This is a genomic window from Dermacoccus sp. MPR-E5 (assembly GCF_058809565.1).
In genome coordinates this window covers 1-1,463 of record NZ_JBXASS010000040.1, presented here as the reverse complement: position 1 = coordinate 1,463, position 1,463 = coordinate 1, and the positions used below count along the sequence as shown (strand labels likewise).

Sequence of the window (1,463 nt, the reverse complement as noted above, 5' to 3'; positions counted from 1 at the left end):
GTGCCCTGACTGTCAGCCTGGGTGTGAGTCACTCAGGAGGTGGGTATGCGCAGATGGACTGCGGAAGAGAAGACCGCGTTGGTGCAGCAGTATGTGGCGTTGCCGCATGGCACGAAAGCGGCGTGGTTGCTCGAGCAGGGTGTGTCGCGTCATCAGATCATGACGTGGCGCAAAGCGTTCTACTTCGGAGACCTCGAACGAGACCTCGTGCCCCGCGATACTTCACACATGACAGTTGCTGACGGCGCGCGTTTGGCGCGCGTGGAACAAGAACTCGCCGCCGAACGCGCAGCCCGCGCGCGGGAGGCGCAGACGCATGCTGAGCAGGTTGCGCGGCTGGAGGCATCGAACGAGGCGCTGGGAAAAGCTATCGGGCTCTTGCACGAGTTGAACGCGCCGCAGGAGCCCACGCCCGAGTCCTGAACGAGGCCGATGCCGCCCGCCATGCGGCGTTCCTCGAAGCGGAGAACACCCTGGTCGCCGAGCATGTCGCGGCCGGCTATTCCCAGCGTGAAGCGTTGAAGATCATCGGTGTGGCGACCTCGACGTGGCACTACCGTCACCATCCACGCGCTCGCGTCGCGGACCCGATCGCGCACACCGAGCGGTATCAGCCGTGCGCGCTCAGCTCTGAGGAGCGCGCCCAGATCGTGTCCGCGATCCGTGACGGTTGGCACGAGCAGCGCAGCGTGGAGCAGTCGTTCTACGACGCGTTCGATGCGGGGCGGCCGGTGGCGTCTTTGTCGACGTGGATGCGGTGCGCGCGTGGCTTGCACGGGCCACGGCCGGTGCGTCGACGCCGTACGCGGCGCACGGTCGCGATGCCGCAGTGGGAGGCGTCCGCACCGAACGAGGTGTGGTGCTGGGACATCACGAAACTTCCCGGGCCATACACGGGGGTCTGGTATCAGCAGTACACGATCATCGACGCGTTCAGCCGCACGATCATCGCCAGCAGCGTCGAGACAGATGAGTCCGACGAACTCGCGGTCGCGTTGTTCCAGGCCGCGACAGAACGTGAGGGTGTTCACCCGCGGATCGTGCATTCCGATGGTGGGCCGGCGATGAAGTCGGTACTGCTGGCCGACTTCTACCGTCATGCTGGGATCAGCGCGAGCCGGAATCGTCCGCGCGTGTCGAACGACAACCCGCACATCGAGTCCTACTTCAAGACCGAGAAGTACCGTCCCGACTACCCGAGCCAGTTCACCAGTGTTGAACACGCGCGCGAGTGGGCCGAGCACGTCGTGCACGATTACAACACGCGTCATCACCACAGCTCACTGGCCGGGTTCACGCCCGAACAGGTCCACACCGGCACCTGGGTCGATGTCCACACCGAACGCCAAGCCGTCCTGGATGCGCAGTACGCCGCGAACCCCGAACGCTACCGAGGCCGGCGCCCCATCGCCGCCACAACACCCGAAATCACCCAACTCAACCCCACGTGACTCCAATCAGGT

At 64.9% G+C, this 1,463-nt stretch carries 2 protein-coding genes; both read left to right on the top strand.

What is annotated here, in order from left to right; genetic code table 11:
- Positions 1-45 precede the first annotated feature (45 nt).
- The gene (locus AC1RS9_RS14465; RefSeq protein WP_006947059.1) at positions 46-423 is read left to right on the top strand and encodes a hypothetical protein; all 378 of its coding nucleotides are present in this window, start codon (positions 46-48) and stop codon (positions 421-423) included.
- Positions 424-518: 95 nt separating this feature from the next.
- Positions 519-1,451 (top strand): DDE-type integrase/transposase/recombinase, encoded by a 933-nt coding sequence (locus tag AC1RS9_RS14460; RefSeq protein ID WP_082740667.1) that lies wholly within the window; start codon positions 519-521, stop codon positions 1,449-1,451.
- Positions 1,452-1,463: the final 12 nt, after the last annotated feature.

Bases quoted from the DNA above. Each gene is read 5' to 3' on its own strand.
- AC1RS9_RS14465 (WP_006947059.1), top strand. From the start codon at position 46: ATGCGCAGATGGACTGCGGAAGAGAAGACCGCGTTGGTGCAGCAGTAT.